The following is a 25,840-nucleotide window of genomic DNA, read 5'->3' as shown; positions in this document are numbered from 1 at the left end:
ATGCGTAATTGCTGTAATCGGTGCGTGCGATTCAGACTCTCGGTCAAATTCCTCCTGTCCCATTTGCGGTCGTGCTTTGAATGCGAATCGCTGGACGGAGTTTGACTGCGCGGCTGCACCGAATAGGCTCTGGGTTATGATTCGTCTGCTGTTGCTGCTTTGCTTTGTTGCGGTGTCCGCGCTCGCCGACGACGTGGCGTTGGTCCGCGTGGGAGAAACCTGGCGCTACTTCCCGGCCGCGGCGGAGCCGTCCGGCGGCGGCAACGCCTGGAGTCAGATCGCATTCGACGACTCGAAATGGCTCTTGGGGCAAGCCGGATTCAGCGCGGGACTCGGGACTGAAGCCACGCAGTTGCCGGAGATGTTCGGAGTTTACGTCTCGGCTTATTTCCGAAAGCCGTTCGTCCTTTCCGATCCCGCTCAGATCAAATGGCTGACGCTGCGGATCGATTACGACGATGGTTTCGTCGCGTACCTGAACGGAAAAGAAATCGCGCGGAGGAATATGCCGGGACCTGCCGGCAGCTTCGTGCCATTCAACGCGCCCGCGACCAGTGCCCACCGCGTCGGCCTGGTGGAGGAGATCGACGTCCGCGCGTTTGCCGGATTGCTCGCGCCGGGGACAAACGTCCTGGCCATTCAAGCGCACAATTCGTCGTTGAAAGATTTTGATTTCGTCCTGGTTCCGGAACTGCGCGGGAATTTCACGCGCGGCCCCTTTCTCCAAAACGCCACCAGCCGGAGCATTCAGATCATTTGGAAAACGCTGGCCCCGGCCGACACCGCCATTGAATACGGAACCAATTCCACACTCGGACTGACTCTGTCGGATTCCACGTTGGCGACCAACCACGTGGCCACGCTGACGAATCTCGCGCCGGACACGGCTTACTTCTATCGCGTGCGCAGCGCCGCGAACGGACAGATCGCGGTTTCGCCGGTGGAGACATTTCGCACGCTCAAAGCCAGCGGGTCGCTGAGCTTCGTCGTGGTCGGCGACACCGGGGTTGGTTCCCGCGCGCAATACGACATCGCCGAGGTCATGCGCAAGGCGAAGCCGGATCTCGTGCTCCACGCCGGGGACGTGATTTATCCGTCCTTCACTTACACCTACGCCGACACACGATGTTTGAGCGTGTACGGACCGCACATGAAGAACGTCCCGTACTTTTTCGCGCTGGGGAACCACGACCTCTATTCCGGAGACGGGCCGTTTCTGGATGCCTTTTATTCGCCGACGAACAACGTCCCGCTGGCGGTCCACGCCGCGGAGAGGACCAGCCCGGAGCACTATTACTCCTTCGATCACGGCGATGCGCATTTTGTAGTCTTGTTTGCGCCTTTCCTCAACCAATACCAACTCAAAGTGGACGACCCGCAGCACAGATGGCTCGCGGCAGACCTGGCCGCCTCGAAGAAGCCGTGGAAATTCATTACCCTGCACCATCCGATGGCCACTTCCGCGCTGCACCGGTTCGATGACTACAACGGCAATGGCATCGCCGACCGCACCGATGTCCTGAAATCCGTGCTGCCGCTCGCCGCCAAACACGGCGTGCAGATGGTCATCGCGGGACACGATCACGTGTACGAGCGCTTCAATCCGACCAACGCGGTTTATCCCATCGTTTCGGGCGGAGGCGGCGTGGGGCTTTATCCTTTGGCGGAACTGGACGCGACGAGCGCTCAAATCTGGATTCGGCACAATTGCGCGCGAGTGACGATCGAAGGAGATCGCCTGCTGCTCGAAGGGCTTTCGCAGACGGGCGAGGTCTTCGACACCATGACGATTTATCGGACGCTGCCGCCGCCGAAGACCTTCGAAGCCGCCTGGCACACGCCAGTGATCGAGTCGCACCCGGCGGATGACAACGACGGCAACATTTACGGGCAGCGGTTTGATTTCGCGGGCGCGCCGATCCCGACGTTGCCCGGGCAATTCTCGAACTTGGGCCAGGCCTATGTGAACAACGACCGCGCGAATGTGTACGTAGGAATCGAGCAAGCCATGATCAACCCGGACAACAACATCTTCCTGTTTCTCGAATCGCCCCGCGTCGCCGGAGTGACGAATCTCGCGCAAGTCGGGAACGGCAAAATTGATCCCGCGGGCGAAGGCGCCGACGGCCTGGATTTTCTGGTGAATCTTTCCTTCACAAATTTCACCCCGAGCCTGGGCTGCGTTCTGGGGGATGAATGGGCGGACGTTCAGTCACGCTCCTTCGTGCGCCCTGGCCTGGCGACGAGCGTGGGCCAGGGGATCTTCCGGTTGGACGCCGCAATCAGTGACGTGCCTGGCGCCCGGTTCCAGCAATTCAATCGTTCTCCACAATTGGGCGGAGTCCTGGGCGAACAGAACGCCAATTTCATCGAAATCGCCATTCCCTACGCCGCACTGGGCAATTTGCAGCCAGGCGATACGATCAAGCTTGGCGCCGTGGTGGGCGGAGGCGAATTTGATTTGAGTCCCGCGCGGCAGGCTCGTCAGTTGGACGCGAGTTTCCTCGGCGCGTCTCTCAACGGGTCTGGAACCGGGCCGGTGGTCCTTGGCGGAGTCAGCGTCCAACTCGCCGTCGATCCCGATCCCGACGCGGACGGATTAGCCAGCGAAGTCGAATTGCGCATCCGGACCGACCCGAACAAGCCAGATACGGACGCCGACGGCCTGCCGGACGGCTGGGAAGTGACGCACTTGCTAAATCCCTTGTTAGCCACGGCGGACGATGGCGCGGCTGGGGATCCTGATCATGATGGGTTCGCCAACTTGTCCGAATATCTGGCGGGCACGAATCCGCGGGATGCCCGGTCCGCGCTCAAGGTCCAACTCCAGCCGTTGGGGAACCAGAAGTACCGGCTTTCCTGGCCTTCCGTCCCCGGCCGGAAATATCAAGTCCAAGCCGCGTCCAGTCCGTTCGGGGTTTTCGCCGACGTGGCGAGCACGAACTTTCCGGTGCGGGCGAATTCAGCCGTTTCGATTTACGAAGAGGATTTGAGCGCCTCGCTCTCCGGTTCACGATTCTACCGAGTCCGTCTAGCGCAGGAGTGAGCCGGAGGGGAAGCGCGAGTCTGGGTGAGGGTGAAAGCTCCCGAAAATCCGGTGCTTGAGATTGGGCGATGGCTCTCCCTCACCGCGGCCCTCGATCGTTGGGTGCTCAATTACACATGCCTCCGCTCCAATACTCCGTCACTCCACTCTCGGTTGTGCCGCGTCCAGATGCCTGCGGAACATGTGTGTGAGGGTTTTGACGGCGAGTTCGGGCGCGAGAAAGGGCTTGGACACGACATCGTCGCCGCCCGCGCGCGTCGTGGTGACCCGAATGTCGAATCGATTCAGCGAGGTGAGGAAGATCACCGGCGTTTTGGCGTGCTGCGGAAGCGTGCGCAGCTTCTTGCACAGATCCGTCCCGGTCATTTGCGGCATGTCCACGTCGAGCACGACCAGATCGAACGAATTCGCGGAAATGAGCGCAATCGCTTCCAGCGGATCCGCGACGGCGGCGCACTCCAACTGAATCGCTTCGAGGGCGCGGGCAGTCGATTTGAGCGACACGACCGAATCATCCACGACCAGTATCTTGGCCAGGGGAGGCTCCCAGAAACCGCGGGCTGTCTGCGCATCTTTGAACAGGCGTTGCAGAATCGGGCAAGCCTGCAGCAGCGTGCGCGTGGCGGAGGGCGTGCGGTTCTTCCTGTTCTCCACGAGATTGGCCGCCAGGCTCTCGAACACTTTCAAGAGACGCCCAAACGCGCCAGCCGTGGCCGCAGGAAGGATCTCGTCCAGGCGGCGCAAGCGCTCGACGATCTTAACCAGCATCTCGCCCTGCGCGTCTTCGCTTTGCTCCATGAGCAGCCTGCGCGTGTGCGATTCGAGTTCCTGCAAAATGGGCGCGGCGTCAGCCGTGACAGGCGCCGCGGCTTCCGCCGATCGGATCGGCTCCGGGACGACAGGCGCCTTGTCCTCGACGGGCGGCGGCGGCTTGGGTTGGACGGGAGGAGGCGGCGCTTTTTGAACAGGCGGTGGTGGCTGGAGGGAAACGAGAGCAGGCGGCGAACCGGGCTTCAATTCCTTGTGAACCGGCTCCGCGACCAACTCCGCGCTTGGCGATGGCATCAAGGTTTCTTTCTCCGCCAAGCGCGGCGCAGGTTCAGGCGTTGGTGAAGGCGTCTCAACGGAGGGCGGACTTAGCGGTGCGGAACCCTCGCCGTTCGGGCTGGCATCCGGCGTGGACGTGAGGAGTTCCTCCACAATGCCGAGCATTTGTTCCGGCGAAGTCTGCGCCTTGTGCAGAAAACGGTTGGCCAGCCGCCGCATGCGCACTTCTTCGTTGGGCAGCAGCAGGGAGCTTGTGAAGACAACCACCGGAAGATTCTCGGTAGCGGTGCTGGAGCGGAGCGCCTCCAGAATCACGCTGCCGCGCACCTTGGGGAGGACCAGATCCAGCAGAACCACGTCGGGTTGAAAGCTCCGCACGAGCTGGAGCGCTTGCCGGCCGTCCCCAACTATTTCCACGCGGTATCCCTTGCGGACGAACGGGAGCGAATAGGCCATCGCGAGGACCTGCGAATCTTCGACAATCAGAATTCTCTTACCCATTACGGCCAGATCGTTGCGCCGAAAGTCGCCAGACGCGCATCCCAGCCAACGGCGTGTTTGAAATCGACAAATTCAGCGCTGTTGCGAAGTATTGTCCGGCAGATTTGGCGAAAGTCAACAGGCAGGTTCAAGGGTAATGGCGGCGGTCTTTGTGCTCCGACAAAGACGGGGGAGTTGCGTCTGCGCCTGCGTCACCGTGAGCGTCTTCTTGATGATGACTTTTGCAGAGCACGCACGATCGCCGAGGCCAAACCAAGCCGTCTGGCCAGAGGTGCCCGGCAGGCATGAGCGCGACGGCCGACAGAATCAATCTTGGTCCTCGAGATCAAGGACTTGTGAGGACTTGTGTTACCCGCAAGGGGGAAGTCGTCGCTTTTATTGTGCCGCGCAAGCGGATGGCCGATTTGTTGGAGCAGATGGAAATTCTGTCTAACCCGGAAGCGATGGCCGCAATTAACAAAGCAAAGGCAGGGAAAACGAAGGATTATCCGATCAGCGTGCTCGAAGAGGATTCGAGTCACGATCGAGCCGCAACCCCTGGCATTCATCGTCAAGGATCCGCCAAAATCTCCGGCCGGAGCCGCCCGACAACCTGGCTCGGCAGCCTCTGATCCAGGGAGCTGTGCGCGGGCTTCTCCGGAGCGACGTGACCATCGCAGAACAGGGCGTTCGCAACGCGGGAGTGTCGGAAGTGGACCGTCGCTTCGTTCGTGTTCAGGTAGTAGAATTCTTCGAGCAAGGGATTCCGCGGCGATGCCGGCGCCTGAAAGGTGTTCACTTGCGCGGAGTCGGCCAGGAACACGAGTTCGGCCGCGCGCGCAAGCTTGTCCATGTTGATGGGAGGCTGAGCGGGCGGCGGCGACAGGACCAGATTGTAGCCGTAACCGAACGACGCTCCGGTCGCTTTGAGTTTGAATTGCGGGCTGAGGTAGTTCAGCGCGGGACAGACTTCCACACCGCGGCCCGCGAGGTACGGATGGAGCGCGCCTTGCGCGCGGTCGAAACGCCGCGCGCCTTCACCGCCGTTTTCCAGCCAGCCGAACCAATAGACCTGGCCTCCATTGGTTGCCGCGCCTCGCCAGCGAAAAGCATTGCCAGCGTTGTCGTCCCAATACATTTGCCCGGCCAATCCGAGTTGCCGGAGGTGGCCCACGCACTGGACGCGCCGCGCGGAAGACTTCGAGCGGTTGAGCGCGGGCAGCAAGAACCCAGCAAGCAGAACGATCACAGAAATCACCACGAGCAACTCGACTAGCGTGAACGCGGTCGAGGACGTTTGTGATTGGTAACCTTTCAGTGAACAAGGGTGGGGCGAGGCTCCCGCCGAGCCGTTCGTCGATGGCCATTGGCTCGCGAGGACGCTTGCCCCACCTTCACCGAAGGAATGCCCTAATTGTTCAATTCCACGCCCCTCCACTCGCGCGAACTGAGCATGACCGCGGATGGCCGGCCAGGAGCAGAGTTCCGGATGAATCAGATGGGCCAGCAATTCGACTCCTTCAACGATTCGCGGGCCGGGCCGGGCGAAATAGGCGTTCGCATCCACGGCGAAAACGTTGCCTCCGCGCACCGCCGGCAATTCGCGCCAGCCCGGTTCTTGAAGAAGTTGATTAGTCTGGACTATTGCTCGCTCCAGGTTGAAGCCGCAAGGCATCACGATCAAAACCTCCGGCGCCCACCTCGCGATGTCGTTCCAGGCAACGCGAACAGAATCCGCGCCTTTGCGACCCAACGCGTCCACACCTCCGGCGATTTCAACCATCTCCGGCACCCAATGGCCCGCGCAGTAGTACGGATCGGTCCATTCCAGGCAGAGGACTCGAGGGCGTCGCGGAACGCGGCTCGTCAGTTCAGCGATTCTGTCCAGGCGGGCTTGATGGGCGGCGATGATTCGTTCGGCTTCCGCCCACCGGCCCGTCGCGGAGCCGAGTTGGCGCAAGTTTTGGTCGATGTCTTCCAAGCAGCGGGGCGTGAACCAGAGCACTTGGGGTTTGGAGCGCAACGCTTGCAGGACCCGCGCGATTTCGTTTCCGGATGGCGCGCACACATGGCAGAGAGCTTGAGTCAGAATGTGCGTTGGCGCGAGCTGTTCGAGGAGTTGTTCGTCCGTTTGATACAAACTCTCGCCGCGTCCGATCCGTTCACTGGCTGCGGCATCGATCTCACGCAGGCTCATCTGGTCCACAGGCAGCACGCTCCGGACGACAACCAGCTTGCCACGCACGGCAGCGGGATAATCACACTCGTGAGTAATCCCAACCAGTTGATCTGCCAGTCCAAGAGCGCACACCATCTCTGTGGCGGCGGGGAGAAACGAAACGATACGCAGTTTTTGATCTTTCCTTCTCGTGGCCAACGCCTGCAGCACGCGAAGCTTTTCAGCTTCGGGCAGGCGAGGCCACGAAGCGATTTCCGTCAGGGTTCGAAAACACCCCACACAGTGAGCTGCGGTCTCATCCAGGCGACAAACGCCAATGCAGGGAGAAGTCGTCACAACTTATCCGATCACCAGATCGCTCCCCAATAAGCCGGTCATCAGCACCAGAAACGCGGCGTGTTTGTCAGAGAAGCACGCACCGCCGAAGAGGGCCATCCCGGCCAGAACGGTGAATGGAGTTTTGTTCATGATGTTCCTTTCCTTTCTTGGTTTGGGTGGAACGGGCTACCAGCCCGTTTTCGGCGGCAACTTGCCGCCGAAAACGGCGGCAGGCTCGTTGCCCGCCGCAACAGTGCAGTGGCTTGTTCCATGGTGAAGGCATTATTCAAACGCGCCTTCAGTCTGTTCGTTGGGCTTTGATTCGATAAAAGCGCCACCGGCCAGATGTTGAGTTCGTATCCCTCAACGTGAGTTGGCTGTCGGTGGCCAGCACCGGAGCCGAGGCTGCGTTCCACGCTCGCAGATCCTCAGTCCTTTCGAGCACGTAGCTCCAATTCGTCCGAGCGGAAAAGGTCCCTTGCCATTGGCCTTGATTCAAGGAGCCGCGCAGGTTCTGGATCGGCGGCGGCGGCGTGGTAATCACCACGTTGTCCACCGCACCGTGTGCAAGCAGTGAGCTCCCAAACCGTGTGTCTCGCGCTTGGCTGGAGTAGCTCTTGACCGCAAAGGTATCCACGCGAAAATCCGTGAACGACGGACTCAACACAACAGGATTCACCGAGGCGGACGGAACACCGTTTGTCGCAATCGTCGTGACCAGCGTGGCGTCCCTCGCGGTGTAGGTCATCGTGATTCGCATCCAGACGCCGACCGGCAAATCCAGGATCGTGAAATCCGAGGAACTCCGGTAGGTGAGCATGGAGTTCGTGGACCAGATCGCCGGCCAAACGGTCGAGCCGAAGCCTGTGTCGGGAAAAAAGTCGAACTCGACAAGGTTGGGCGAATCCGCGCCCGTGCCTCGAAAGAAATTTGTCCGGATGGCATCCGCTTGATTCTGGAATCCGATCGCGAAAGGAAAGGTTGAGGGCCGGGCCGGATCGACGCCTGCGGCCACGTCATCCAGCCAGAGATCGAAGGCCAGAGTGAAGTCGTCGTGGCGGTTCAGGATTGTGCCGAGCGGCCGATAGAAATAGCTGTTGGCCCGTGAGGAGTCCCAGGTCACCTGCAAATTCTGCTTCGCCTCGTTCCACCGGAAGAGCGAGGTGTCTGCAAAAATGCGCCAGCCTCGCGCGCTGGGATCGCTGGAGAAGTTCTCCTCGAACGTCGCCGCGTGGATTGAGAAGGCCGCGACCCACGGCAGCGCGGCCTTCATCCAGCAAAGAGCTGACACCCCAGACGGCTTGCTCGCTGTCTTCAGTGGATGACACATTGCATTCCATCCAAAAGCAATCGGATGTCGCCCACGGTAGTTCCCCTCACCCGCCTGCGTGGCCGAAGCCACTCCGGCATGGCGAAGGCCCGTCCTGCGGACGCCCTCTCCCCTCCGAGGGGAGAGGGAAGGGGTGAGGGGTTCGTTTACCGTCACATTCAATCGCCAACAGCCCATAGCCGAGTGCCTGCCCGGACCGTGTGTGCTCGGCAGTTGGCGCCCGCAGGGAATCTCTTTCGTTTGCATGGTCAATTGGGGCGTTCAATAGGTCGCGACCATCGCGCCAGAAGCACCGCGCAACCGAGCAACCCCAGCATCCACGGCCTTGGCTCAGGCACCGCGACAACGGCGTCGATCTCCGATGCGCCGCTCAGAACGTCCAGGCGCAGAAAGCTGATGCTGCCGAGATTCGCGCTCTGGCCGTTTGCGTCCACCGCCCAGCCAATGTCAAATCCAGCGCCTCCGCCTGATCCGGCGTAAAGCGCTCGGATTCCCGTCAGATCCTTGCCAGAAAAATCCGAGCCTCGCAGCGCCGGATTCAAGGGCTTGCTGAAATCCCCGGCGCCATCGGCCGGGAAATAGCCATCGACTCCGGGGGCCAACGAAGCCGAGAGCGGAAAGTAAGTGAGATTGTCCGCGCTGACCGAAACGCGCGTGGCGCCGGAGTTGGCGCCGAATAGCGTGCCGTCCGTGATTCCGCCGCCGGAGAAATTGCCGTTCGTGATGGTGAAGCCGGAGTTCCCGAAAATGATGAAATCGATTCCGAACGGATTGGATGGATGATTCAGAATCGGGACGTTAAAGCGCACCGTGAGGGAACCGCCCGCGCCGATCGATAGCACCTGATCTCGGAGGTAGGGCGGATTGAAGGGATCCACCGGCCCGCCGAAAGCGCCCGGAATCACGCGCGAAGGTTCGCCCAGAACCGCCGCCGTGTTGGTGAATCCCAAACCCGTGCCGAACTCCTTGGCGAACCCGGTGCCGGGATTGTACGAGACAACCGAGTCAGCGAATCCGGCGGCGCGGGAGGGTAGCACTGCGAGGAAGGCGGACAGCAGCAGAGGGGGAAGCAGAATTTTCCAGGTCAGCCGGTAAGGAGCGCGGCCTTGAGGCTTACCTATGCAGTCGAAATTGGGGAGCACACGCGCCCTCGCGTGTTCCGACCGGCGCCTCGCAGGCCGGAAGGGAGGCGCCGGACGGTCACGGAATGGTGATTGGCTCGATGGCACCCTTGTGCTCGGCGAGGGCGCCGACCACAGCACGCGAAGGCGCGTGCGCTCCCCATCAAAACGGAATAGATACGGTTGAGGCTGCTTCCGAGCGCTCCGTTGAGTCAAACGTTGAAGCGGCCTAAAGGCCACGGTCCGGGGGACGGGTTCATGGAAAGAGTGCGTGTTTCGGATTCGTCCGTCGGCGTGTTGCCAGGAACTGATTCGCATAAGGCTGATCTTTCAATTGAGTCCGCAAATACTGCGGACGGGTTTGCACTTGAGAGACCAGCGCGAACTGGAAGGTTCTTGAGGAGGTTGAGCCCGAAAACAAAAAAGCCTTCAAGCTCCGCGAGACGGGAATGAAGGCATTCGACGTATTCCGCTGAAAACAGCTCAGCGGACTGGCCTCATCCTTCTCTTAACGGAGAAGTTGATCCCGCTTGAGCGGGACCGTGACGAGCACAGCCAAACCGGTATCCTGACTTCGGGCTTCAAGTCTCACTCCCGCCTTCCCGGCACCGCGCGCGATGCCAGTGGCCTTGGGAGTTTGTATCCCGTCACAGTGGCGCAACCGTCCCCGATTCTCACGGGGTTCCCTGTCATCTGACTGGGGTTAGCATGGACTGCGTGTCCATGCTTTCAAAGAACTGAAGCCTTGTTACTGCGAGACCGGCGGAATGCCAAGAAGATTTTGAAGTAAGCCCTCAGTTAACCTCAGTTAACCACGGTGGGGCGAGGCTCCCGCCGAGCCTTCGTCTATGGACGTTGGCTCGCGAGGACGCTCGCCCCGCCTCAACTGAGGGAATCAGGGAATACATTTTGAATCTTCACTTTCGTCGATCGTCTGCTAACTTAACGTTGAACCGAGACACTTGCTAACGCTTTGCCAAAATCCATGCAGCATCACGCGCCACGCCTGGAAGACCAATTCTTAACTCGCCGCGAATTCCTGTGCCGTTGCGGCATGGGCATGGGCGCTTTAAGCCTCGCTTCGATTTTGCACTCGACAGGCGTGCTGGCTCCGAACGCGCAAGCGAACCCGGCTTCGCTTTCTCCGTTAATGCCTAAAGGGCCGCATTTCGCCGGCAAAGCAAAGCGGGTGATCCACCTCTTCATGAACGGCGGGCCGTCGCAGGTGGATACCTTCGATCCCAAGCCGATGCTGGAAAAATATGCCGGCAAGGCTCTGCCTCGGGAGAATCTTCGGACCGAACGCCGGACTGGCGCGGCGTTTCCGTCGCCGTATAAGTTCAAGAAATACGGCCAGAGCGGCATTGAAGTGAGCGAAATCTTCCCGCACGTCGGCGAGTGCATTGACGATATCGCGGTGATCCGGTCCATGCACGCGGACGTTCCGAACCATGAACCGTCGCTCCTGCTGATGAATTGCGGCGAGGCGCGGCTGATTCGCCCCAGTTTGGGTTCGTGGGTGACGTATGGCCTGGGCAGCGAGAACCAGAATTTGCCGGGGTTTGTCGTGATGTGCCCTGGGGGGTATCCGATTCAGGAATCGCAAAACTGGCAGGCGGGCTTTTTGCCGGGGGCTTACCAGGGCACTTACATCGACAGCCAGCACACCCGGATCGAGAAGCTGATCGAGCACATCAAAAGCAACAGCAGTTCGCTGGCGGAACAGCGGGCGCAACTGGACCTCCTTCAGCAACTCAACGAACGGCATCGCCGCCGGCGCGAGCAGGACGCGCAACTGGAAGCGCGCATCCAATCCTTCGAACTGGCGTATCGCATGCAAATGGACGCGACGGACGCCTTCGATGTGAGCCGCGAGCCGGAACACATTCGCAAGATGTACGGCGAGGGCACGCAGGCGCGGCAAATCCTGATCGCGCGGCGGCTGCTCGAACGCGGAGTCCGTTTCGTGCAATTGTGGCACGGCGCCGGGCAGCCGTGGGATAACCATGATGATCTGGACGTGAATCATCGCCGGCTCGCCAAGCAATGCGATCAAGCCATCGGCGCGTTGCTGAAGGATCTGAAGCAACGCGGAATGTTGGAGGACACGCTCGTGATCTGGGGCGGAGAATTCGGGCGCACGCCTACAGTCGAACTTCCCACGCCCGGCTCAAATGCGGGGAAGATCAATGGCCGGGACCACAATCATTACGGCTTCACCATGTGGCTGGCGGGAGGCGGCGCGCGGGGCGGCTACGTTCACGGCGCCACGGACGAATTTGGTTTTCAGGCGGCGGAGAACAAGGTGCATGTCCACGATCTGCACGCGACAATTCTCAAATTGCTCGGCTTCGATCACGAGAAACTGACGTTCCGTCATGCGGGGCGGGATTTTCGGCTGACGGATGTGCAGGGGCACGTGGTGAACGAGTTGATCGCGTAGTGTGTGATTCACGGCGGTAGGGCGGCGCTGCCGCGCCGCCGGGGTTCGGTTGACTGAGGAGGAAAGCTCGTATCGCGCGCCTTGTTCTGACGAAAGCGACGGCGGCGCGGCAGCGCCGCCCCACCTTTGATTCGTTGGACGGATTCCAACGACTTTCCGGCCCACTTCTCGGCTTGCTTCTGATTCCAACTTTCCCGCATTTTACAGGCGTCGCGTATGCTCAAAAAAGCGCTCATCACCGGAATCACGGGACAGGACGGGTCGTATCTCGCCGAATTGCTTCTGAGCAAAGGCTACGAAGTTCACGGCATTATTCGCCGCGCCAGCACCTTCAACACGGGCCGGTTGGAGCCGATTTATTCCGATCCCCACTCTGGGCGCACCCGACTCTTCCTCCATTACGGCGACTTGAGCGACGCCAGCGCGCTGGCGCGGTTGATTGGGCAAATCCAGCCGGATGAGGTCTATAACCTCGCCGCGCAAAGCCACGTTCGCGTCAGCTTCGACAGCCCGGAATACACCACGGACATCACGGCCACGGGCGCCGTGCGTTTGCTCGAAGCTATTCGCGAGACAGGCATCCGGCCGCGATTTTACCAGGCGTCCTCCAGCGAGATGTACGGCAAGGTGCGAGAAATCCCCCAGAAGGAAACAACGCCCTTTTATCCGCGCAGTCCCTACGGCTGCGCGAAAGTCCTGGCCTACTGGATCACGGTCAACTATCGGGAATCTTATGGGCTGCACGCCAGCAATGGCATTCTCTTCAACCACGAGTCGCCGCGGCGCGGTGAAACCTTTGTGACGCGCAAGATCACCCGGGCCGTCGCGCATATCCGGGCCGGTTTGCAGGAAAAGCTCTACCTGGGGAATCTCGAGGCGCAGCGGGATTGGGGCTATGCAAAAGAATTCGTGGAAGCGATGTGGCTGATGCTACAGCAAGAGAAACCCGACGATTACGTCATCGCCACGAACGAGACGCACTCCGTTCGAGAGTTTCTGGAAGTGGCCTTCGGGCACGTCGGGCTTAACTGGAAAAAGCATGTCGAAATCGATCCGCGCTACTACCGGCCGGCGGAAGTGGACGTTCTGATTGGCGACTGCAGCAAGGCGAGGAAGCAATTGGGATGGGAGCCCAAAACCAGGTTCGCCGATCTGGTCAAGCTGATGGTCGATGCCGATGTCCAGTTGCTCAAGGACCATCGGGAAGGGAAAATCAAGGTGATGAGTTGAGGGCAAAATGCCGCGCGCATTGATCACGGGCATCACGGGCCAGGATGGATCTTATCTGACGGAGTTGTTGTTGGAGCATGGTTACGACGTGCACGGCGTGGTCCGGCGCACGAGCAGTCTGGGCCGTTCCCGCCTGGACCACCTCTACAATGACCCCGCGATTTACGGGCGCCGCCTTTTTCTCCATTACGCAGAACTGGACGATCCCACCACGCTCCGGCGCGTTCTGGTCAAAGTCGCGCCGGATGAGATTTATCACCTGGCGGGGCAAAGCCACGTGGGGTTGAGTTTTGAAATCCCTGAATCCACGTGCGAGATGACCGCGATGGGCACGCTCCGTTTGCTGGAAATGATTCGCGACTTGAAGAACCCGGTGCGGTTGTTCCACGCCTCCTCCAGCGAGGTGTTTGGCGAGCCGTCGATCGTGCCTCAGGACGAGGCGACTCCATTCGCTCCGGTCAACCCCTATGGCTGCGCGAAGGCGTTTGCCAGCCACATGCTCGTGATCTACCGCCGAACTTTTGGATTGTTCGCCTGCAACGGGATCATGTTCAACCATGAATCCCCGCGCCGGGGAGAGAACTTCGTCACGCGAAAAATTTGCCGCGCCGCCGCCGCGATCAAACTGGGATTCCAGAAAGAACTTTTGCTCGGCGACACGACATCTCAACGAGACTGGGGGGACGCCCGGGACTACATCCGGGGTATGTGGCTGGCCCTTCAGCACTCGAAGCCGGAGGATTTCGTTTTTGCGACGGGCGAGTCGCACTCGGTGCAAGAGGTTGTGGAACTCGCCTTCCAGACGGTGGAACTGGATTGGCGGAAATATGTGAAACAAGACCAGCGATTCATGCGGCCCGCGGAGCCGCACCGTCTGGTCGGGAATGCGGCCAAGGCCAGGCGTCTTTTGGGTTGGGCGCCGAAGACAACTTTTGCCCAATTGATCGCGGAGATGACACAGACCGATCTGGAATCGCTTTCGAGAAGACCTGGAGAAGAAGCCTAGGCTTCCAGGAGTGTCAGGCTCGGGGCGAGGATAGAAAATCCTGGTAGGCGAGCCGGATGCCGGTTTCCATTTGGGTCTGCGGCTTCCAACCGAGCGCAAACAGCCTCGAACTGTCCATCAGCTTCCTCGGCGCGCCGTCAGGTTTGGAACTGTCCCAAAGCATCTTGCCCTCGAAACCGACGACGCGCTGGACCGTGCCCGCCAGTTCCTTGATCGAGATTTCAATTCCTGAACCAACGTTGATGAATTGCTCCTCGTCGTACGTTTCCATCAGAAAAAGACACGCGCGCCCCAGATCGTCCGCATAAAGAAATTCCCGCATCGGAGCGCCCGTGCCCCAGCACGTGACTGATTTCTGCCCGGCCACTTTGGCTTCGTGGAATTTCCGAATCAGCGCCGGCAGGACGTGCGAAGTCTCCAGATTGTAGTTGTCCCTTGGCCCGTAAAGATTGGTCGGCATGACGCTGATGAAGTTGCAGCCAAACTGCCGCCGGTAAGCCTGGCAGAGCTTGATCCCGGCGATCTTCGCGACCGCGTACCATTGATTCGTGGGCTCCAGCGGGCCGGTCAAAAGACATTCCTCCTTCATCGGCTGCGGCGCCAGCCTGGGATAAATGCAGGAACTTCCCAGGAACAGGAGTTTCTTCACCCCGGACAAAAATGCCGTGTGAATCAGGTTGTTCTGAATTTGGAGATTCTCATAAAGGAACGAAGCGGGCTGGCTGTCGTTGGCGTGAATCCCGCCGACCTTCGCCGCCGCAATGAAGACGTATTCCGGCCGTTCGGCCTCGAAGAAGCTGCGAACCTTGACCGAATCCAGGAGGTCAAGCTCAGCATGGCTGCGTCCGATCAACCGCGTAAATCCCTCCCGCGCCAGTTCTCGCCAGATCGCGTTCCCGGCCAGTCCACGATGGCCCGCCACGTAAATGCGGGCGTCACGGTTCAACTTCATGCGAGGGACTCTAATTGGACCTGGATTCCTCACGCAAGTCTCGCGCGCCGCGGGGCGCAGGGATATCCCCTCAGTTAGCAACGGTGGGGCGACGCTCCTGCACAAGATCATGCAGGTCACCACGCAGATCCTCGAAGCGGATCGCAGCACGCTCTTCCTGCACGATCCGAAGACGCGGGAGCTTTGGTCGCGCGTCGGCGTGGGCATTGGCAGCAAGGAGATCCGGTTCCCGGATGCGGCCGGCATTGCGGGATCGGTCTTCACGAGCGGCCGGACGTTGAATATCCCGGACGCGTATCAAGACTCACGCTTCAATCCGGAAGTGGATCGCAAAACCGGTTATCGCACGCGCAACATTCTCTGCATGCCTGTGGTCAACAAGGCCGGACGTGCCATCGGCGTGACTCAGGTTTTGAACAAGCGCGGCGGTCCTTTCACCGCCGATGACGAGAAACGCTTGCGGGCATTCAGTGCGCAGGCGGCCATTGCGTTGGAGAACGCGCAACTGTTCGAAGAGGTCACGAACGCCCGGAACTACAACGAAAGCATTCTGAAAAGCTTGAGCAACGGCGTCGTGACGCTCAACGCCGACCGGATTGTCATCAAAGCCAACGAGGCCGCGTTGAAGATTCTCCACGAAAAGGAACCCAACCTCATCGGGCGCCCGATCGGAGAGCTTTTTCCGAGGAAGACCGCGTGGATTTTGGACAGCCTGAGCCGCGTCGCCAGGACAGGCACGACCGACCTGGCACTCGATTCAGACCTCGAGTTGCGCGATGGCGCGAGAGTCTCTGTCAACTCCTCAGTCGAGAAAATGGGCGCGCGCGGCACGGTCTCCATGTTGAACAGTTATTTCGCGGAAATGGTGGATATTGTGTTCAACCATGGCGGCATTCTCGACAAATACATCGGCGACGCCATCATGGCCATCTTCGGAACGCCCTTCAAAAAGCCCGAAGATCCTGAGAGCGTGTCCGAAAATTCCGCGGGGTCCTGTTTTCGCGCCAAAGGCCGGATGGCGAGGCGCGACGAAGGAGAATATCCTCCCTGGATCTTCGACTGAGGAGCAACGAAGCCAGGCGGCCTTTGGCGCGAAAACCCTCCGGGCGGCGGGTCTTTTGTCCGTGGCCTGCGTTGGCTCGGTCCTTACAGCCCGCGTTGGGGATGCTCGGACCTCGCCGCCTTGGCCACAGCCAAAATCCCTCGCCGCAGGACCCCGCGCAATTTTCGGACACGCCCTTAACCTTTTTCCCGAGCACAAACCTTCGAAGATCTACTACCAGCGATGCCTGCATTATCAGGCCAATCCGCCCGATCCTTCCTGGAGCGGCGTCTGGACCATGACCGAAAAGTAGGCCAGGCATCCTGCCCGGCCCATTCAGGCGGTAGGTTCCATTCTGCGCTGGGCACAGCTTATAGAAACAGTGACAGGCATTGCTCAGTAGCCCCCCGAACCAAGCGAGGCTTCTGGCTTGGCCGCGGCGATGCCTGCCGCCGCCGCCCGTTTCTTGTATTCCTCCAACATCGCCGCCGTCGCCGTTGCGCCGACCCTCGTGACGCCCAGTTCACGGCACTTGATCAAGCCATCCAGATCGCGCACGCCTCCCGCGGCCTTGACTTGAACTCGCTGCGAACAGGCCGCGCGCATGAGCTTGAGGTCGTGTTCGGTCGCGCCTCTGTAATTGTAATTCCCATCGGATTGCTTCACGAAGCCGTAGCCGGAGGAGGTCTTCACCCAATCGGCGCCGGCGCGCTCGCTGATCTCGCAAAGCCGTCGCTTGAAATCATCGCCGCTCAAGCCCGCGCCGCCTTGGGTCAGGTAATCGTTCTCAAAGATCACTTTCACCTTGGCGCCATGTTTGTGCGCCTCATCGCAGACCGCTTTGATGTCCTGCTCGACGTATGGCCAATCGCCACTGAGCGCTTTGCCAATGTTGATGACCATATCAATCTCGGCCGCGCCGTCGCGGCACGCCAGTTCCGTCTCATAGCGCTTGGATTCCGTGCAGGAGTTTCCGTGGGGGAATCCAATGACACAGCCGACGAGCACACCGCTGCCTCGCAGCAATTCCACGGCGCGCTTCACGGCGTAAGGCTTGATGCAGACCGACGCCACTCCATATTTCCCGGCCAGCCGGCAACCGTCCTCCAGCTCCTGATCCGTCATTGTCGGATGCAGCAAGGAGTGGTCGATCATCTTGGCCAGTTGTTCGTACGTGTACTTCATGCAGCAAGTTTGATTCAGGGAAAAAACGGCTCGAGAACATTCCGGGCAACGGTTAACGCGGCTTTCCTTCCCTCGAGTGACTTCCCGAAGGTACCGTCCTCTACTTCGATGCAGACGGGGCCGCGATAACCTGTCTCCACCAGCGTGCCCATGAATCGATCCCAATGGATCTCGCCGTAACCCGGAATCCTAGGCCGGTGCCATTCGAGCGGGTGGGCGAAAATGCCGACCTCGTCCAGGCGGCTGCCCAGGATCTGCACGTCTTTAGCATGAACGTGAAAAAGCTTGGCCTGAAACTCGCGCAACGGGCCAATCGGGTCCATTTGCTGGAGCACGAGATGGGACGGGTCATAGTTGAGGCCGAAATGTTTCGAGGGAATGTCGCTGAACATCCGGCGCCAGATGGCCGGCGTGGTGGCGAGATTTTTTCCGCCAGGCCATTCGTCCCGCGTAAACAGCATCGGACAGTTCTCGATCCCGATCTTCACGCCGTGATCCTCGGCAAGAGCGATCAGAGGCCGCCAGGTCTTCAGAAAGCGCGGCCAGTTGTCATCCACGCTCTTGGTCCAGTCACGGCCTACGAAAGTATTGACGTTCTTGAGGCCAAGTAACTGCGCCGCCCTTATGACTTTCTTCAGGTGTTCGCGCGTGCTCTGCGCGACTCTGGGATCTGGATCGAGGAGATTGGGGTAGTAGCCCAGCGCGCTCAGGGTGACGTGGACGCTGGCGCAACGCGAATTGATCTCGTCGGCCTGGGAGCGTGTCAGCGTCGTCACATCAATGTGGGTGACGCCGGCGTATTTGCGCTCTGCTCTGCCGACGGGCCAACACATGATCTCGATGCACGGAAAACCCTCCGCGGCGGCGAAGCTCAAAAGCTTTTCCAGGGTCAGTTCGGGAAGAATGGCGGAAACAAAGCCCAGTTGCATCAGGTCACCTCGCGTTTTCTTGAAGGCCTTCTCACACGTCCAATCGGTTGACCGCCCGCACCCCTGGAATCTCGTAGAAATGGTGGTCGAACGTGAGCACGACCGCTCCAATCCGCATCGCGCAACAGGCGATCACGACATCAGTCAGAGGCAGCACACGTCCCTGGCGATCCAGTTTCCAAAGAATGTGTTCAACCTCATCCCAAAGTCGGTTGTCCGTGGGCACATTGATCATGACATCCCAGCAAGCTCGGAAACGCTTGAGAATGGCCGGCTCGCGGAGGGCGCGCCCCACTTCGCAGCGCACCACGCCGCAGATGGCCAGGTCCCGCGAAGCGGCCGCCAGCGCCAATGCGCGCAGCGGATCTTGGCGGTCCCTAAGCCACTGAATGTAGAAGCTGCTGTCAGCGAGAACGGGACTTGCGGCCATAATTTACCGGTGTTTCGCGGTGGCGCATCTCGTCCAGGTCGTAGGCCGGATCAACGGCATCATTGAGTTCATCCGGGGTAAGTCCAAGGCCCTCGCTGGCCAACTTCACGAGCTTGGCTTTTCGGTCCACCTCTCTCAACGCCAGGTCGATCGCCTTGGTCTTGCTCTCCGCACCGGTCGCGGCCATGACTCTGGCCAACAATTCATCATCTATGTGCAAGGTCATTTTCATGCCATCCATAGTATGGCATCAATGCCATATGTCAAGCTATTCCTCCGCGATGCAATAAAGGAATCTCTCGCCGCGCAAATAGAGTTCCTTGTCCACAAGCGCGGCGGACGCGTTGAAGACATCGTCCAGGTGATTCACGGCGAGCGTGGCGTTCGTGCGACCGTGCCGCAAAACGACGGTCGTCCCATCGCGCCCCGTGATGTAGATGCGCCCCGCGGCCGCGACCGGCGAGGAGAAAATGAAATCTCCAATCCCATCGAGCCGGAGCGGTTCGCCGCGCCGTTTCCCGGTAACCGGCTCGAGTCGTGAAAGAATATTCTGATTGTGCCTGATGAAGTAGAGCGTGTCGTCATAGAGCAACGGCGAAGGGACGTAGGGCGTCAAGCGGTTGAGTTTCCAGGCAATGCGGTCGGTGTCGGTGATATTGCCCTTCGCCCCGGCGAGCCGGATCGCGAGCATGGCCTGGCGGTCATAGCTGCTGCCCGCGATCACCAAGCCAAAACCAGCCACGGGCGAAGCCACGACATTATCCGAGAGGCCGGCGCATTCCCAGAGCAGTTCGCCGGTGGCGAGATCGTAACCGCGCACGCGTTTGGTGGCGCTGACCACGACTTGTGGTTTTCCCGCATGCTCGACTACCAGCGGCGTGGACCAGGAAGTCTTCTCGTCCCGGGCGACCTTCCAGCGTTCCTGGCCCGTGCGTTTGTCGAACGCGTAAAGAAACGAATCGCGCTCATGATCCCAGCACACGATGAGCGTTTCGCCGTGGAGCACGGGCGAACTGCCTTCGCCATGGGCATGCAGCGTGTGCATCTGGCCCAGGTCCTTTTGCCACTTCACTTCGCCCTCGAGCGTGAAGCAGTAAAGCCCGCGTGAGCCGAAAAACGCATAAAGTCGTTCGCCATCCGTCGTAGGCGAGTTGGATGCGAGGCTGCCCGTCACGTGGCCGCCTTCGTGCGGGAACTCCTCGCGTGCGATCTTCTTCCAGAGAATCCGTCCATCCCTCCGGCTCACAGCCAGGACCACGAACTGATGCCGGTGTGTGACCGGCACGCTGTCATGCACCCCCGGCGCGCTGTCATAGACGGGTTTCTGCGCTGGCCCAACCGGCACGGCGGCCAGCAGGAAAACGCGGTCGCCGAACACAATGGGCGAAGCGTGGGCCTTTCCCGGCAGCGAGACTTTCCAGCGTATGTTCTTCTTCTCGCTCCATTCCAGAGGCGGGTTGGCTTGCGGCGCCACGCCGTTGGCCAGCGGTCCGCGCCACTGCGGCCAGTTGCGGAGGAATTCAGCGCCAGGCGGCGAAACCTCGCTGTTCGCCCAGGCGCACGATTCCAGAAGACCCACCAACGTGCTGATCAGTCCAAAGCGCTTCAACAGACTTCGCATGGAATTCAGCAACTGCTACCGGGCGTTTTGGAGAATCCGTTCATAAGCGGCCAGGGACTCTTCGTATTCGCGCAGGCCGGCGGGAGGCAACAGACTTCGACTCCGCTCGATTTCCTCCCGGACCCGCTGGACGAGCCATTCGGCTTCGCGTTTGTGGGCCCGCATGGGGCGGCCTGGGACTTCGATAAACCACGGCGCGGTATGGGCGAATCGAAACCTCCCGTTGGCACGGCGTTCAAAACAGCGCACCGCCAACCACGAACTCTCGTCCAGTGAAATCAAGGTTTTGAATTCCGTCTGATAAGCGCCAGTCTGTGTGCGCCGATTTTCCAGGGCGACTTTCTCTGTGACTCGTCCGTGAGCGACGAGTTCGATGGCTTCGAGCGGTTCCTGGCTGAAAATGCTTCCGGCCATTTCATATTGCCTCGGCTTCGCCTCCTGTTTGAACGCATGGCCTGGATGCTGGCCGTTCACCTTTGCGAGCAGCATGGGGCCCGTCGTGACGAAGCTGCGGCCGGCGTCCAGTCCTCGCATCCAACCGGCGTAGTTGAAGGGACCGTCAAGCTCAACGTAAACCCGGCTGAAACCGAGCGGCACCGGATGCACTCCGTTCGCGGTCCCGGCGGCCGGCCGCAAGCGAAACCCGCAATTGAGCAGCGCGTAATACGTTTGAAAACCATAAAGCGTCCAGTCGCGCTCGGTGTCCGTGCCGCTGCCGCTCAACCCCATCCACGCCGGCGCGGGCACAGCCCAATTCTTGAGGGAATACTCCACCTCCCAGTGATGATTGTTCGCCAGCTCAAACAAATCCGGATTCAGCAGCGGCACCACGGCCATCGACCAATTCCAGTTGTGCTTTTCCAAATCGATCAACGCCCCTTCCGCCCGCGCTTTCGCCGCCACCGCTTTCAGGGGAAACACCAACTGATCGAATCGCGTCCGGTGATTGACGATCAAAATCGCGCCGAGTGTGTGGTTGTTTTGGCCGACGCGGAAGATCTCGTATTCGGTGTTTCGTGGATGCCACACGTGCGTCGCATCCAGGCTCACGGCCGCGTCCCCGAATTGGCCGCCGAGGCCCCGTTCGCTCGCCGTGGGCGGCACAGTCGAGACGGTGGTCCAGTCCACCATCGGCAGGCCGACATTGACGTCCTCGGCCAGCATGACGTTGGGCAACTCGCGAGGATCGCGGTGATTGTGTGTATCGCCGGAATACCACCCACGTTCGGCCATGTTGATCCAGCGGCGCATGGAGAAGGTGAGTTTGAGCGGCGCGCGCTCCACGATGACTTCGCGGGCTTCGGGAAAATACTCCTTCCCGCGCTCAATCGTGAACGTGTAGCGGCCCGGCAATAATTCCAGATGAAACGGATGCGCCGAATGGGTCGTGTGCATCTCGACGGCGTTTGGGTTGAAACCGCTCCGGCGATTGTAGGTGACGGCGGTCCCTTCTCGCGATGCCGGCTTCGGGAAATACCATTGGCCGTCTTCTCCGTGAACGTAGATTCGCGCCGGAAGCCGCTGGCCGGTCGAAGCGTCTTTGATCCCGCCTTCCACCCGAACTTCCCTGCGCGCCACCTTCCGCTTTTCAATGACGGCAAACGGATCGGATAGCTCCTGAGACGGATCCACGAATCGCGCCAGATCCCGGAGCGCGATGACTTGGCAGCCCTCATCGTGCAGATGCTTCATGTACTGCGCGAAGCGTTCCGGCGGCGTGTGGACCCACGGATGCTCGTTGTCCGGCGCACCGTGAAACTGGAGCACCGCGATGCGACCGCCTTTGGCCTGATCCACGGCACGCTTGAAATCGTCGATCGTCCAATCGGGACGCGCGTCCCCGGCGGAAGGAATCAGGAGGGGATGGTCGAGGCCCGGCTCGTAAGCGGAGCCGCGGCCCCAATCGTACGGAAACTCCGGCGCGCCGCCGCGCCGCGCGAAGCGAATGCCCAGGTGCTTCAATACCGGCAGAGCGCCAGGTTCGAGCGCATTCCCTGGATAGGCGAAACTCGCCGGGCGCGGAATGCCGTGTTCGGCGCATCGCGCGTTGATCGCTTCGATCTGCTCGGTCAGGCGGTTCAAATTCCCGGCCGAAACGCCCATGTGGTCGCGCGTGTGATTTCCGATCTCAAAACCCTCGCGGTGCAGCTCGGCGATCTGCTCCCACGTCATGTAATCCTTCTTGTTCGTGCGAAATGAAAAACCTTCCGTGATGAAAAATGTCGCGCTGAAGCCGTACTGCTTCAACAAGGGCCTGACGACGGAATAATGCGAAGCAACGGAATCGTCGAACGTCAGCACGACGAGCTTGTCCGGGATCGGTTCGAGCGCCGCGCAAAGCAATCCCGGCAAGCCTGCCAGGACGCTTCCCCACCAGGCCCGGCGGCGAGTTCGGCTGCAGGCGGATGTCATCGCCCTCCAGCACGCCATGACACTCCGGGCCGCGTCAAGTCGCGTTTTCGGCGGGCAGCAATTCTGCCTAAGTGGTCCATTTCATAAATACGCTCACGTTCGCGGCAAGGGATTTTTCGGCCAGACGAGGCGCGAGCGACGAGCATATCCCGAAGTGGATCTGTAAGGAGCAAGCAACGAAGTCTGGCGAAAAAGAACTGCCGCCCTTCGGGTTGCGCCGAATTTTGCCTGGGGCTGCGTTGCTCCTCGGTCACAGCCCCACTGGCGGGGGATGCTCGCTCGTCGCGCCTTGCCCCAGGCCAAATTGGGCGCAACGAACGTGAGCGCATTTACGAAACAGACCCTGAGACCGGCTGCTGAAATGACGCTCCGTTAGCGCATCGCGAAAGCCCGATAATTATCGGAACGCAAAGCGCACCCCACTCGGATCGATGAAGTCAATGGTTCTCGAGGTCAGATTCGTTCGCTGAAGTGTCGCCCAATTCAGAAGAGGGATCCGGCATAAAGGCTATTGGATCAAGGTGACTGTCCGGGATTCGTGTGCGAATGCCCGAACCAACGGTTGGTCGAGTGTCGCCAGACTGCCCTTGTGCCGTCGCGCCAGGGCAGCAAGATATTTGTCCGTAACCTGGGTGTGGCTTCGGATCAAGTCCCGGCGCACTTCAGATTCCACGAAAGAGAGGTCATCCACCCAAAACTCGTGGCGGTCATCGGCCAGGATAGAGTCCAGGGACACAAACGCATCGTCTGTCCCGTTAGCGAAGCCCAGAGCGGGATTGGAGGACAAGCGAAGGAATCCCCCTTGAGTGATCGGGCAGGTGGCAAACGATTTTACCGAACGAAGCCAGCGCGTAGTTAGAATATGGTGCTCATGGTTCTGCCAGGCGAGGGCCAGAAGGGCATTCGTGTCCAGGAGAAAGATCATAGGGTCTCCGCTTCCAACTTTTTCACCAGGTCTAGGGTGATCCTCGGCGCGCCTTTGGGTGGCTGAAACACCATGAAGCCATCCTTCGACCGGACTAGTCTGGCTCGGGTCCTAGCTGGAGCCGACATCTTTTCGAGGAGGTATTTGCCGCGGGCCAGTCTCTCCAGGCGAAACACATCGCTGGCTTCCAATGAATCGGTATCGCGGATTTCCTTAGGCAACGATAATTGCCCCTTGGACGATAGCGTGACGGTGGTCGGAGTCATGCCGGTAAGATGGCCTTACCTGCATCCTCTGGCAAGCCGAAGCGCCAGCTTGGAAGGCGGAATTCTATCCCCCATTCTGAAAATATTTCGTGGACACGGCCGAAGGCAGGGATATTTTCGCCAAGCTGATTTTTATAATGAGGCAGCGATTAGGCAAATCCAATCAAGGGTGAGCCTCTAAAGCATATGTCTTCCTTTCTAATGGCTGGAGCTATTCCGCAAAACTATGCCCGAACCCATTAAACTCACCCGCATTCCAACCCTGAAGACCGTCGCGGATTTTCGCGCGTATGGGGCGTCGCTCGGAATCGAACTGCCGTGTGAAGAGGCGATCGTTTCCGGCCCATCCTCGCCGCTGGCGCAGCCGATTTCCGCCGTCCAGGTCAACGGCAAGAAGATCGGGAATCGCTTCGCCGTTCAACCCATGGAAGGGTGGGATGGCACGACCACCGGCGGCGCGACCGAGGAAGTGCGGCGGCGCTGGCAACGCTTTGGGGAAAGCGGCGCGAAACTAATCTACGGCGGCGAAGCGATGGCCGTGCGTCCCGACGGCCGCGCGAATCCGAATCAGCTCATCATCATTGAGCAAAACAAAAGGGACTTGGCTGAATTGCGCGAAATCCTCGTCCGCGCGCACCAGGAGCGATACGGCGCGGCGGACGATCTCGTGATTGGGTTTCAGCTCACGCATTCAGGCCGTTTCTGCAAACCCACGGACAAATTCCGCATGGAACCGCGCGTGGCGTATCGGCACCCGATCCTCGACCGCCGATTCAGCGTCACGACCGACGCCCAGGTCTTCACCGACAGCGAGATTGAGCAACTCATCGAATGTTACGTCGCGGGCGCGAAGATTGCCTGGGACGTGGGCGCGGACTTTGTCGATATCAAGCATTGCCATGGCTATCTGCTGCACGAGTTCCTCGGCGCGCACACCCGATCCGGCAAATATGGAGGCTCGTTCGAGAACCGCACGCGCATTCTCCGGGAGATCATCGCGGGCATTCGCGCGTCCGGCAATCCAATCGAGATTGGCGTGCGATTGAGCGCGTTCGATTTCGTTCCGTTCAAGCCCGATCCCGCGTCCTCAAAGCCAGGCAAGCTCGGCCCCGGCGTGCCTGAAGATTTTTCCCATTGCTTGCCTTACCGCTACGGGTTCGGTCTCAAAGAGAGCCATCCGGTCGAATACGATCTCACCGAACCGATTCAATTCCTCGAACTCTGCGCGAGCCTGGGAGTGAAGCTGGTCAACGTGAGCGCCGGCTCGCCGTACTATAATCCGCACATTCAACGGCCCGCCGCCTACCCGCCTTCAGATGGCTATCAACCGCCGGAAGATCCGCTTGTCGGCGTGGCGCGGCAAATCAACGTCGTGCGCCAATTGAAGGAGCACCTCGCCAACGTAGGTCAGGCTTCCAGCCTGAGCCAAAACCCTGCTTCTGCACTCACAGGCTCGAAGCCAGGAGAGTCGCCACTCCCGCCCATGATTCTCATCGGCACCGCCTACAGCTACCTGCAAGAGTATCTTCCGCATGTCGCCCAATACGTGGTGCGCAATGGCTGGGCCGACATGATCGGCCTGGGCCGGGTCACGCTGAGTTATCCGACAATTCTGGCGGACGCGCTGAGCAGCGGGGCGTTGAATACAAAGATCATTTGCCGGACCTTCAGCGATTGCACGACGGCGCCCCGCAACGGCATGATCAGCGGCTGTTACCCCCTCGACAAATACTACGCGGGGAAACCGGAGGCGCAGAAATTGAAGGAGGTCAAGAAGGCGGCGGGGGCTTAGTGGTCCGTTTCGTAAATACGCTCACGTTCGTTGCGCCCAATTTGGCCTGGGGCAAGGCGCGACGAGCGAGCATCCCCCGCCAGTGG

20 protein-coding genes and 1 riboswitch are annotated in these 25,840 nt (G+C 60.1%); of the genes, 7 read left to right on the top strand and 13 right to left on the bottom strand.

Translation table 11 applies throughout. From position 1 onward, the window contains the following. The first annotated feature begins 136 nt into the window (after positions 1-136). Positions 137-3,046, top strand: coding sequence for a metallophosphoesterase family protein (locus tag FJ398_04830; GenBank protein MBM3837281.1), 2,910 nt, complete (start codon positions 137-139; stop codon positions 3,044-3,046). Between the two features lie 138 nt (positions 3,047-3,184). Here the strand turns inward: FJ398_04830 and FJ398_04825 are convergent, their stop codons facing one another. Next, positions 3,185-4,594, bottom strand: coding sequence for a response regulator (locus FJ398_04825; protein ID MBM3837280.1), 1,410 nt, complete (start codon positions 4,592-4,594; stop codon positions 3,185-3,187). 284 nt (positions 4,595-4,878) lie between these two features. Between FJ398_04825 and FJ398_04820 the strand changes: the two genes are divergently transcribed. Then, positions 4,879-5,205: a hypothetical protein gene (locus FJ398_04820; protein ID MBM3837279.1), complete on the top strand. Its 327-nt coding sequence runs from the start codon at positions 4,879-4,881 to the stop codon at positions 5,203-5,205. Here the strand turns inward: FJ398_04820 and FJ398_04815 are convergent. The 3 genes from FJ398_04815 to FJ398_04805 form a co-directional block, all read right to left on the bottom strand. Beyond that, positions 5,145-7,088 (bottom strand): DUF1289 domain-containing protein, encoded by a 1,944-nt coding sequence (locus FJ398_04815; protein MBM3837278.1) that lies wholly within the window; start codon positions 7,086-7,088, stop codon positions 5,145-5,147. The two genes, FJ398_04820 and FJ398_04815, sit on opposite strands and share 61 nt — an antisense overlap. A 280-nt stretch (positions 7,089-7,368) precedes the next feature. Next, the gene (locus tag FJ398_04810; protein ID MBM3837277.1) at positions 7,369-8,343 is read right to left on the bottom strand and encodes a hypothetical protein; all 975 of its coding nucleotides are present in this window, start codon (positions 8,341-8,343) and stop codon (positions 7,369-7,371) included. 305 nt (positions 8,344-8,648) lie between these two features. After that, on the bottom strand, positions 8,649-9,542 hold the full coding sequence (locus tag FJ398_04805) for a hypothetical protein (GenBank protein ID MBM3837276.1): 894 nt from the start codon (positions 9,540-9,542) through the stop codon (positions 8,649-8,651). A 519-nt stretch (positions 9,543-10,061) separates the two neighbouring features. Continuing rightward, a riboswitch (cobalamin riboswitch) is annotated at positions 10,062-10,248 on the bottom strand. A 258-nt stretch (positions 10,249-10,506) separates the two neighbouring features. Between FJ398_04805 and FJ398_04800 the strand changes: the two genes are divergently transcribed. From FJ398_04800 to FJ398_04790, 3 genes are all read left to right on the top strand, one after another. After that, a complete protein-coding gene (locus FJ398_04800) occupies positions 10,507-11,964 on the top strand; it encodes a DUF1501 domain-containing protein (GenBank protein ID MBM3837275.1) in 1,458 nt (485 codons plus the stop codon). Positions 11,965-12,180: 216 nt separating this feature from the next. Then, positions 12,181-13,194, top strand: a complete 1,014-nt coding sequence (gene gmd / locus FJ398_04795; protein MBM3837274.1) for a GDP-mannose 4,6-dehydratase — start codon at positions 12,181-12,183, stop codon at positions 13,192-13,194. Between the two features lie 7 nt (positions 13,195-13,201). After that, positions 13,202-14,200 carry a GDP-mannose 4,6-dehydratase gene (locus FJ398_04790; GenBank protein MBM3837273.1) on the top strand — a complete coding sequence of 333 codons (999 nt, stop codon included), beginning with the start codon at positions 13,202-13,204 and terminating at the stop codon, positions 14,198-14,200. 13 nt (positions 14,201-14,213) lie between these two features. Here the strand turns inward: FJ398_04790 and FJ398_04785 are convergent, their stop codons facing one another. After that, positions 14,214-15,146, bottom strand: coding sequence for a GDP-L-fucose synthase (locus FJ398_04785; GenBank protein ID MBM3837272.1), 933 nt, complete (start codon positions 15,144-15,146; stop codon positions 14,214-14,216). Between the two features lie 400 nt (positions 15,147-15,546). On the opposite strand from FJ398_04785, the gene FJ398_04780 reads away from it, so the two are divergent. Continuing rightward, on the top strand, positions 15,547-16,215 hold the full coding sequence (locus FJ398_04780; GenBank protein ID MBM3837271.1) for a PAS domain-containing protein: 669 nt from the start codon (positions 15,547-15,549) through the stop codon (positions 16,213-16,215). A gap of 375 nt (positions 16,216-16,590) precedes the next feature. Here the strand turns inward: FJ398_04780 and deoC are convergent, their stop codons facing one another. The 8 genes from deoC to FJ398_04740 form a co-directional block, all read right to left on the bottom strand. Further along, positions 16,591-17,379: a deoxyribose-phosphate aldolase gene (gene deoC / locus FJ398_04775; GenBank protein ID MBM3837270.1), complete on the bottom strand. Its 789-nt coding sequence runs from the start codon at positions 17,377-17,379 to the stop codon at positions 16,591-16,593. 14 nt (positions 17,380-17,393) lie between these two features. Continuing rightward, positions 17,394-18,308, bottom strand: a complete 915-nt coding sequence (locus FJ398_04770; protein MBM3837269.1) for a sugar phosphate isomerase/epimerase — start codon at positions 18,306-18,308, stop codon at positions 17,394-17,396. Between the two features lie 31 nt (positions 18,309-18,339). Continuing rightward, positions 18,340-18,738 (bottom strand): PIN domain nuclease, encoded by a 399-nt coding sequence (locus FJ398_04765; protein ID MBM3837268.1) that lies wholly within the window; start codon positions 18,736-18,738, stop codon positions 18,340-18,342. Then, positions 18,713-18,979, bottom strand: coding sequence for a hypothetical protein (locus FJ398_04760; protein MBM3837267.1), 267 nt, complete (start codon positions 18,977-18,979; stop codon positions 18,713-18,715). Before FJ398_04760 ends, FJ398_04765 begins: the two co-directional genes overlap by 26 nt. A gap of 27 nt (positions 18,980-19,006) precedes the next feature. Beyond that, complete coding sequence (locus tag FJ398_04755) at positions 19,007-20,359, bottom strand: hypothetical protein (GenBank protein MBM3837266.1); 1,353 nt, start codon at positions 20,357-20,359, stop codon at positions 19,007-19,009. Positions 20,360-20,374: 15 nt separating this feature from the next. Then, positions 20,375-22,771, bottom strand: coding sequence for a polysaccharide deacetylase family protein (locus tag FJ398_04750; protein MBM3837265.1), 2,397 nt, complete (start codon positions 22,769-22,771; stop codon positions 20,375-20,377). Positions 22,772-23,279: 508 nt separating this feature from the next. After that, on the bottom strand, positions 23,280-23,696 hold the full coding sequence (locus tag FJ398_04745; protein ID MBM3837264.1) for a hypothetical protein: 417 nt from the start codon (positions 23,694-23,696) through the stop codon (positions 23,280-23,282). After that, the gene (locus FJ398_04740) at positions 23,693-23,962 is read right to left on the bottom strand and encodes an AbrB/MazE/SpoVT family DNA-binding domain-containing protein (protein MBM3837263.1); all 270 of its coding nucleotides are present in this window, start codon (positions 23,960-23,962) and stop codon (positions 23,693-23,695) included. The genes FJ398_04745 and FJ398_04740 overlap by 4 nt, the downstream gene beginning before the upstream one ends. A gap of 238 nt (positions 23,963-24,200) precedes the next feature. Between FJ398_04740 and FJ398_04735 the strand changes: the two genes are divergently transcribed. Beyond that, positions 24,201-25,754, top strand: coding sequence for an NADH:flavin oxidoreductase (locus FJ398_04735; protein ID MBM3837262.1), 1,554 nt, complete (start codon positions 24,201-24,203; stop codon positions 25,752-25,754). Positions 25,755-25,840 lie beyond the last annotated feature (86 nt).

This window comes from Verrucomicrobiota bacterium (genome assembly GCA_016871535.1).
In the GTDB taxonomy this organism is placed as follows: domain Bacteria; phylum Verrucomicrobiota; class Verrucomicrobiia; order Limisphaerales; family SIBE01; genus VHCZ01.
This window is presented reverse-complemented; position numbering and strand designations above follow the sequence as displayed.

What these genes read in the sequence shown, in the direction of transcription:
- FJ398_04830 (MBM3837281.1), top strand. Translation starts at nt 137, where the DNA reads ATGATTCGTCTGCTGTTGCTGCTTTGCTTTGTTGCGGTGTCCGCGCTC.
- FJ398_04825 (MBM3837280.1), bottom strand. Translation starts at nt 4,594, where the DNA reads ATGGGTAAGAGAATTCTGATTGTCGAAGATTCGCAGGTCCTCGCGATG.
- FJ398_04820 (MBM3837279.1), top strand. Translation starts at nt 4,879, where the DNA reads ATGAGCGCGACGGCCGACAGAATCAATCTTGGTCCTCGAGATCAAGGA.
- FJ398_04810 (MBM3837277.1), bottom strand. Translation starts at nt 8,343, where the DNA reads ATGAAGGCCGCGCTGCCGTGGGTCGCGGCCTTCTCAATCCACGCGGCG.
- FJ398_04800 (MBM3837275.1), top strand. Translation starts at nt 10,507, where the DNA reads ATGCAGCATCACGCGCCACGCCTGGAAGACCAATTCTTAACTCGCCGC.
- gmd (MBM3837274.1), top strand. Translation starts at nt 12,181, where the DNA reads ATGCTCAAAAAAGCGCTCATCACCGGAATCACGGGACAGGACGGGTCG.
- FJ398_04790 (MBM3837273.1), top strand. Translation starts at nt 13,202, where the DNA reads ATGCCGCGCGCATTGATCACGGGCATCACGGGCCAGGATGGATCTTAT.
- deoC (MBM3837270.1), bottom strand. Translation starts at nt 17,379, where the DNA reads ATGAAGTACACGTACGAACAACTGGCCAAGATGATCGACCACTCCTTG.
- FJ398_04770 (MBM3837269.1), bottom strand. Translation starts at nt 18,308, where the DNA reads ATGCAACTGGGCTTTGTTTCCGCCATTCTTCCCGAACTGACCCTGGAA.
- FJ398_04765 (MBM3837268.1), bottom strand. Translation starts at nt 18,738, where the DNA reads ATGGCCGCAAGTCCCGTTCTCGCTGACAGCAGCTTCTACATTCAGTGG.
- FJ398_04760 (MBM3837267.1), bottom strand. Translation starts at nt 18,979, where the DNA reads ATGGATGGCATGAAAATGACCTTGCACATAGATGATGAATTGTTGGCC.
- FJ398_04755 (MBM3837266.1), bottom strand. Translation starts at nt 20,359, where the DNA reads ATGCGAAGTCTGTTGAAGCGCTTTGGACTGATCAGCACGTTGGTGGGT.
- FJ398_04750 (MBM3837265.1), bottom strand. Translation starts at nt 22,771, where the DNA reads ATGACATCCGCCTGCAGCCGAACTCGCCGCCGGGCCTGGTGGGGAAGC.
- FJ398_04745 (MBM3837264.1), bottom strand. Translation starts at nt 23,696, where the DNA reads ATGATCTTTCTCCTGGACACGAATGCCCTTCTGGCCCTCGCCTGGCAG.
- FJ398_04740 (MBM3837263.1), bottom strand. Translation starts at nt 23,962, where the DNA reads ATGACTCCGACCACCGTCACGCTATCGTCCAAGGGGCAATTATCGTTG.